8 protein-coding genes are annotated in these 7,111 nt (G+C 65.9%); 5 read left to right on the plus strand and 3 right to left on the minus strand.

What is annotated here, in order from left to right:
- Positions 1-169 precede the first annotated feature (169 nt).
- Positions 170-316: a hypothetical protein gene (locus tag AC1D0P_RS18770; RefSeq protein ID WP_477678140.1), complete on the plus strand. Its 147-nt coding sequence runs from the start codon at positions 170-172 to the stop codon at positions 314-316.
- 32 nt (positions 317-348) lie between these two features.
- Here the strand turns inward: AC1D0P_RS18770 and bla are convergent, their stop codons facing one another.
- Positions 349-1,263 carry a class A beta-lactamase gene (bla, locus tag AC1D0P_RS18775; RefSeq protein WP_477678141.1) on the minus strand — a complete coding sequence of 305 codons (915 nt, stop codon included), beginning with the start codon at positions 1,261-1,263 and terminating at the stop codon, positions 349-351.
- A gap of 112 nt (positions 1,264-1,375) precedes the next feature.
- Between bla and AC1D0P_RS18780 the strand changes: the two genes are divergently transcribed.
- Entirely contained in the window at positions 1,376-2,239 is an 864-nt protein-coding gene (locus tag AC1D0P_RS18780) for a LysR substrate-binding domain-containing protein (protein WP_477678142.1), read from the plus strand.
- 18 nt (positions 2,240-2,257) lie between these two features.
- Here the strand turns inward: AC1D0P_RS18780 and AC1D0P_RS18785 are convergent, their stop codons facing one another.
- The gene (locus AC1D0P_RS18785) at positions 2,258-2,653 is read right to left on the minus strand and encodes a response regulator (protein WP_477678143.1); all 396 of its coding nucleotides are present in this window, start codon (positions 2,651-2,653) and stop codon (positions 2,258-2,260) included.
- Positions 2,654-2,878: 225 nt separating this feature from the next.
- Between AC1D0P_RS18785 and AC1D0P_RS18790 the strand changes: the two genes are divergently transcribed.
- A complete protein-coding gene (locus tag AC1D0P_RS18790) occupies positions 2,879-3,778 on the plus strand; it encodes a LysR family transcriptional regulator (protein WP_436153990.1) in 900 nt (299 codons plus the stop codon).
- A gap of 18 nt (positions 3,779-3,796) precedes the next feature.
- On the opposite strand, the gene AC1D0P_RS18795 is transcribed toward AC1D0P_RS18790, so the two are convergent.
- Positions 3,797-5,008 (minus strand): D-amino acid dehydrogenase, encoded by a 1,212-nt coding sequence (locus AC1D0P_RS18795; RefSeq protein WP_477678144.1) that lies wholly within the window; start codon positions 5,006-5,008, stop codon positions 3,797-3,799.
- 248 nt (positions 5,009-5,256) lie between these two features.
- Between AC1D0P_RS18795 and AC1D0P_RS18800 the strand changes: the two genes are divergently transcribed.
- Positions 5,257-6,150 carry a transporter substrate-binding domain-containing protein gene (locus AC1D0P_RS18800; RefSeq protein WP_477678145.1) on the plus strand — a complete coding sequence of 298 codons (894 nt, stop codon included), beginning with the start codon at positions 5,257-5,259 and terminating at the stop codon, positions 6,148-6,150.
- Between the two features lie 199 nt (positions 6,151-6,349).
- Positions 6,350-7,090 (plus strand): aspartate/glutamate racemase family protein, encoded by a 741-nt coding sequence (locus AC1D0P_RS18805; protein ID WP_477678146.1) that lies wholly within the window; start codon positions 6,350-6,352, stop codon positions 7,088-7,090.
- Positions 7,091-7,111 lie beyond the last annotated feature (21 nt).

Genomic DNA, 7,111 nt, shown 5'->3' on the forward strand with positions numbered 1-7,111 from the left:
GATTTACCGTGCCCGCGGCGCCTGACCCTTCCGTTGAACGGGCACCAGGCGCGTAAAGCCCGCCCACTGGCGTGGTGCACAAAATCTTACGGTTCTGTCAGCGCCAGGCTGAAGCCGGGACATGGATTTTTCCCACGCCCACCCTTGTGCGGCTGGGGAAAATCAAAGCATGTCCAAGGTCCGCCCGCAACAAGCCCGCAAATTGCCGTCCGATACGAGAGGCTGGGGCATGGCGCAGCTTGCCGGGCTGCTGGCGATCATCGCGCTGGTCTTCTCGGTGTGTGTGGTCGCCTATGTGGCCATGCAATTGCTGTAGGCCGGCTGCGTCTGAATTTTCGGCGGCCCGCCTTAACTCGCCGCTACCAGCGAAGCCGCCAGCTGGCCCACCCTTGCCAGCGTGGCATCGCGCTGCGCCGCCGCTTGTTTCGTCTCCGTAAGGTAGGCCGCCACCAGCAAAGGTGCGCGTCCCCCTGGCGGCCATAGCAGGCCCACGTCGTTGGTGGAGCCGCGGGCACCGGACCCGGTTTTGTCGCCAACACGCCAGCCGGGCGGCAGCAGGGCGCGCAGGCGGCGGTCGCCGGTGGTGTTGCCTTGCAGCCATTGGATGATCAGCTGGCGCGACGCGTCCGACAGTGCCGGGCCCAGCGTGAGCTTGCGCACGGTCTCCAGCATGGCCTCGGGGGTGGTGGTGTCGCGCGGGTCGCCGGGTATCGCTTCGTTGAGTTCGGGCTCTATGCGGTCCAGCCGCGTTACGCCGTCGCCCAGGCTGCGCAAATAGGCCGTGAGCCCGGCCGGGCCGCCGAAGCTGGCCAGCATCAGGTTGGCGGCGGCGTTGTCGCTGACGATGATGGATGCCTCGCACAGCGCCGCCATGGGCAGGCCTTGCGGGCCTATGTGCAGTTGTGTAGTGGGTGAGTGGGGCAGGATGTCGCCGGCCGAGATGGGGATTCTGCGTGCCAACTGCTCCTGGCCCGTATCAACGCGGTGCAGCACCAGGGCGGCGGCCAGCAGCTTGAAGGTGCTGCACAGGGGAAAGCGCTCACTGGCGCGGTAGCCGTACTTCGCGCCGCTGCCGGTATCAAGGATGGAGACGCCCAGCCGGCCGCCGCTGGCCCGCTCAATGGCGACCAGGCGCCGGGTCATGGCGGCTGGGCTGGTATTGGCGGGACTGGTATCGGCACCCAATGATTTCTGGGTGTAAGCGGATAGGCCCGTCACGACCATGAATCCGCCCAATGCCCCTGAAAATTGCCGTCTTTGCATGAATTTTCCTCTGAAATTGATAAACAAGGCCGTGACGATAACAAGAGCCTGGTGAGAGGACAATCGGCAATAATCGAGGCCATCCATAAGTAAATCTGGGGCTAAACCGGCTATGCACCTTCCTCTTAATGCCTTGCGCGCCTTCGAGGTGTCGGCCCGGCACCTGAGCTTTACCCGCGCCGCCGATGAGCTCAACGTGACGCAGACAGCCATCAGCCAGCATGTGAAGAACCTCGAGGAGCGCATGGGCGTGCCGCTGTTTCGCCGCCTGCCGCGCGGCTTGGCGCTGACCGACGAGGGCCTGGCGCTGCTGCCGGTGCTGGCGGAATCCTTCGGCCGCATGGGCTCGGTGCTGGAGCAGTTCAAGGACGGGCAATTCCGTGAAGTGCTGACGGTGGGTGCCGTCGGCACCTTTGCCGTAGGCTGGCTGATCCCGCGCCTGCGCGACTTCCAGCGGGCCCACCCCTTCATCGACTTCCGCCTCTTTACCAACAACAACCGGGTCGACCTGGCCGGCGAGGGCCTGGACTACGCGATCCGCTTCGGCGACGGTGCCTGGCACGGCACAGAGGCCGAGCCCCTGCTGGCCTCACCTTTATCCGCCGTGTGTTCGCCCGCGATAGCCCAGGGCTTGCGCCAGCCTGCCGACCTGGCCCGGGAACTGCTGCTGCGCTCCTACCGGGCCGATGAATGGGCGCGCTGGTTTGCCGCGGCCGGTGCCGCCTGCCCGCTGGTCCGGGGTGTGGTGTTTGATTCGTCTCTCACCATGGCCGAGGCGGCGGCGCAGGGCGCCGGCGTGGCGCTGCTGCCGGTGAACATGTTCGCGCGCGAGCTGCGCGGCGGGCGCCTGGTGCGGCCTTTCGCGGTGGAGATAGAAACCGGTGGCTACTGGCTGACCCGGCTCAAATCGCGGCGGGCCACGGCCGGCATGCGCATCTTCAGGGACTGGCTGCTGGCCGCGGCGGCCGAGGTGTGATCCGCCGGCGCGCCGGCCTCACCACCGCGTGGACCCCGCGACCCGCTCGACTTCCTCGAGTGCATAGCGGGTGAACTCCTCAATCTCGTTGGACTTGTCGAACACCGCATCGGCGCCTATGGCCAGGCAGCGTTCGCGCACGGCGGGCGTGGCGTAGTTGGTAAGCACAATCACCTTTTGCCGCAGGTCCCTCTCGCGGCAATTCATCACCACGCCCAGGCCGCTGCCCTCGAGCAGGAACAGGTCCACGATGGCGAGGTCCCAGGATGCCTTGTTGCCCTTGAGCCACTGAACGGCTTCGGTTTCGCTGCTGGCCCAGCCGACGATGCGCGCCCGCGCCAATTCCTCCAGCGATTCCGAGAGGCTGTCGCGGATGACGGGGCTGTCTTCAACCAGGTAGATTCGGAGGCGCATGCAACTGAGGTACGGGGATTTGAGGTCCGGGAGGATAGGCTGCAGTGTACTGAGCGGATGCCCATTCCCGACTTGGGAAAAACGTGGGCCCGTGATTTTGAAACAAAGCGTGAATAATGCCCACGCTGCGCCGCATGAGTGCTTTTACGGGCCGGAGCCGGTCGCAAAAGTCGCGTTCGCCATAATCCGCGGTGTTCCCCGCCGAAACAGACTACGGAATCCACCATGCGCCTGCGTCACATCGAAGTCTTCAACGCCGTCATGCTGACCGGCAGCGTGAGCGGGGCCGCGCGCCTGATCAACGTCACGCAGCCGGCCGTGAGCCGCATCCTGCAGCACGCGGAATTGCAACTGGGCTTCGCGCTGTTCCAGCGCAGCAAGGGCCGGCTGACGCCGACGTCCGAAGCGTTGACGCTATACCCGCACATCGAGCGCCTGTTCGCCCAGCTCGACGAAGTGCAGCGCCTGGCCGCCAACCTCAAGACCGGCGACAGCGCCAAAGAGCTGCGCATCCTGACGGTGCTGGCGCTGAGCTATGAAATCCTGCCGCACGCCATCAAGCTGTTTCGCGTCAAGCATGCCGACGTGGCCATCACGCTGCAGGCTTTGCATTCGCCGCAAATCGTCTCGGCACTCGCTTTGCAGGAGGCCGACGTCGGCTTTCTCTTCAGCCCGGTCGCGCATTCGGCGCTCGCGCAGGAGCACCTGGCCGACGGCCGGATGGTGTGCGTGGCGCCCAAAGGCATGCTGGCTTCGCGCCTGGTCAAGCGCGGCAGCGTCACGCTGGCCGACCTGGGCAAGTCGCCGGTGGTCGGGCTGGACGCGCTGGACCCGGTGGGCCGCAGCCTCAACCAGGCCTGCCGCGAGGCCGGCGTGGGCCTGCAGTTCCCCATCACGGTGCAGACCTACCATTCGGCACTGGCGCTGGCCCACCACGGCTTGGGCATCGCCGTGATCGACACCTGCACCGCGGCCTCGGCCGATCCGTCGCGCGTGGATGTGCTCGAGCTGGAGCCCTTGATTCCGGTTCCCATCAAGGCCTTGCTGCCGGCCGGCAAACCGGGCTCGGTGGCCGTCAGGGCGTTTGTGCGTTGCTTCCAGCAAGCCTTGACGCAGCGCGCCTGAGCGCGCGTTGGGCGCCGATCAGTGCCCGATCATGCGGCTGATGCGCTGCGCGGAACCAAAGGCCAGGGTGAAACCCAGCGCGCCGTGTCCGGTGTTGAACAGCAGGTTGTCCGGCCCCTTGGCATGCCGGCCTATCACCGGCAGGCCGGTGGGCGTGGCCGGGCGCATGCCGGCCCAGGGATTCAGCTCGTCGAAACGGCTGCAGGCCGGGAACACCGTCCGGGTCGAGGCTTGCAGCGAAGCGATCTGCGCCGGGTCTATGGCCGTGTCGTAGCCCGAGAGTTCGGCCATGCCGGCCACGCGCAGGCGCGAACCTATGCGGGCGAACACCACCTTGCGCGCGCTGTCGGTCACGCTGACCGAGGGCGCGGCATGTTCTTCGGGCGCAACGTCCACGGTGATGCTGTAGCCTTTGAGCGGGTAGACCGGCAGGCGCAGGCCCAGGTCGCGGGCCATCAGCGCCGAGTCGGCGCCCAGCGCCATGACAAAGCGCTCGGCTTCGATGTGGCCCTGCGGCGTGGCCACGGCCGCGATGGACTTGCCGCGCTGCACCAGTTGCTCGACCGGTGTGTCCAGCAAAAAACGAACGCCCATCCGGCGCAGCACCAGGAACAGGGCGTCGCAGGTCTTCTGGCAGTCGGCCGCGCATTCGCCCGGCGTGTAAATGGCGCCGGCGATCTGCGCGTGGCGGCTTTTCAGCGCGGGTTCGATCTCCACGCAGCGGTCGGCGTTGACGGCTTCCTGCGTGCTGCCCAGTTCGCGCTGCAGCAGCATCTGGCGGCGAGCGGCCGCGAAGGCGTCCTCGCCGGAATACAGCACCAGCTTGCCGGTGGCGGAGAAATCGCAATCGAGTTTTTCCTCGGCCATCATGGCGTCGAAGGACTGGCGGCTCAGCGCCGCCAGCGACAGCAGCTGGCCCGTGGTGTCGCGCGAGGTCTTGCTGTTGCAGGCTGCCAGGAACTGCAGCCCCCAGAGCCACTGGCGCATGTCCAGGCGCGGGCGTAGCTTGAACGGCGAGGAGGGCGACAGCAGCAGCTTGGGCAACTGCCGCCAGATGCCCGGGTCGGCCAGCGGCTGGACGTAGGAGTAGCTCAGCTGGGCGCCGTTACCGCCGCTGGCGCCGCTACCGGGGCTGGCGCGGTCCACCACCGTGACCTCATGGCCGGCGCGGCGCAAGCTGTAGGCGGTCGCGAGTCCCACGATTCCCGCACCGAGCACGCACACATGCATAAAAACCTTTTTTGTTCCTTGGATGGGCGCCACTGTACGCAGCGCGCGCGGCTTTGAACAATGCTGAATTCGCCACCGGCCATGACCTGCGGTTATGCCTTTGGCCCCACGGCGGTGCGATTGGGTAAACCATGAGTTTTTGTCATGGGTTTGACGCGAAAATGAATGACACGCCTGGCGCGGCTGTTCCTACACTAGCGATGCCAGTTTCCCGAAACGACCCACTTACCGCCCCCGAAAGGACAAGCATGAAATTGACCCACCTCATGACCGCCGTGCTGCTGACAGCCGGCCTGGCCGCCACCGCAGGCGCGCAGACCGCCCCGACGCTGAAAAAGGTCGCCGACAGCAACAAGATCACGGTGTCCTACCGCGAGGCATCGGTGCCTTTCAGCTACCTGATCGGCTCCAAGACCTCCGTGGGCTTTTCCGCGGAACTGACCGAAGCCATCATTGACGACGTCCGCAAGAAGCTCAAGAAGCCCAACCTGGAAGTCGCCTACATGCCGGTGACGTCGCAGAACCGCATCCCGCTGCTGGTCAACGGCACCTACGACCTTGAGTGCGGCTCGACCACCAACAACACCGCGCGCGGCAAGGACGTGGCTTTTGCCATCAACCATTTCTACACCGGCACACGCCTGCTGGTCAAAAAATCGTCCGGCATCAAGAACTACGCCGATCTGGCCAAAAAGACGGTCGCCAGCACCACCGGCACCACCAACGCACAGGTGATCCGCAAGTACAGCGCCGACAAAAAACTGGACATGCAGCTGATCCTGGGCAAGGACCATGACGACTCGCTGCTGCTTGTTGAAAGCGACCGCGCCGTGGCTTTTGCCATGGACGACATCCTGCTGTTCGGCCTGATGGCCAACTCCAAGAACCCGGCGTCGCTCGAAGTCGTCGGCGACTCGCTGCAGGTCGAGCCCTATGCCTGCATGTTGCGCAAGGACGACCCCGAGTTCAAGAAGCTGGTCGACGGCACCATCACCCGCCTGATGAAGTCCGGCGATTTCGCCAAGATGTACGCCAAGTGGTTCACCTCGCCAATCCCGCCCAAAGGCGTGAACCTGAACCTGCCCATGAGCGATGAGCTCAAGGCCAACCTGAAAGCGCTGAGCGACAAGCCGGCGATGTAAGCCTAGTGGTGGGGGCGCCACGCGCCGCTTCCCGCCACTTTGCTTTTACAGCTGCCGTGCCCTGCCGGGCCGGCAGCCTCTCTTTCCCCCAAACAATCCCGGACCGGAGCCATGCGCTCCTGCGGATGGGTGCGTGCGTGAACAGGTGGGGTATTTGTGTTTTGGAGTTCAAGCCATGAGCAGCATTGAAAGGCGGGGCATGCATAAGACCCGCGTGGTCGGCATCCTGGGTGGCATGGGCCCGGCCGCGGGCGCGGACTTCGCGCGCCTGTTTGTCCAGGCCTGCGCGGACCACATGCGCGCCTTGGACATCCCGGTGTCGGATCAGGGCTTTCCCGAGCACTGGCTGGCCCAGGTCCCGGTGCCCGACCGCAGCACGGCGCTGGAGTCGCCCGGGCCGGGCGGCCACCAGCCGCTGGACCCGATGCTGCAGGCCGTGGGAAAACTCGCGGCGCTGGGCGCCACCACGGTGGCGGTGGCCTGCAACACGGCCCATGCCTGGCACGGTCAGTTGCAAGAGCGTTTTCCGCAGCTTGAAGTGCTGCACGTGGCCCGCGAGGTCGCGCAGACTTTGGCCGCGCGCGGTGTGCGGGAAGTCGGCCTGCTGGCCACTGAGGGCACTTATCGCGCAGGCCTCTACGACCAGGCGCTGCGCCAGGCGGGGCTGCAATGCCACATCCCTTCGGCGGACGAGCGCGAACAGCTGATGCGCGGCATCTACGACGGCGTGAAGGTGGGCAATATGGCCCTGGCGCGTGAATGTTTCACCGGCGTTGCCGGGGCGCTGGCCACGCGGCACGGGCTTTCCACGCTGATACTGGGCTGCACCGAAATACCGCTGGCGCTCAGCGCCGTGCCCGGCATGGAAACGCTGGACCTGGTGGACCCTGCCGCATTGCTGGCCCAGGCCCTGGCGCAACGGGCCTACGCGAGCGCCTAGTCGGCGGACGCGCTCCAGCGG

This window comes from Polaromonas sp. P1_G2 (assembly GCF_056405515.1).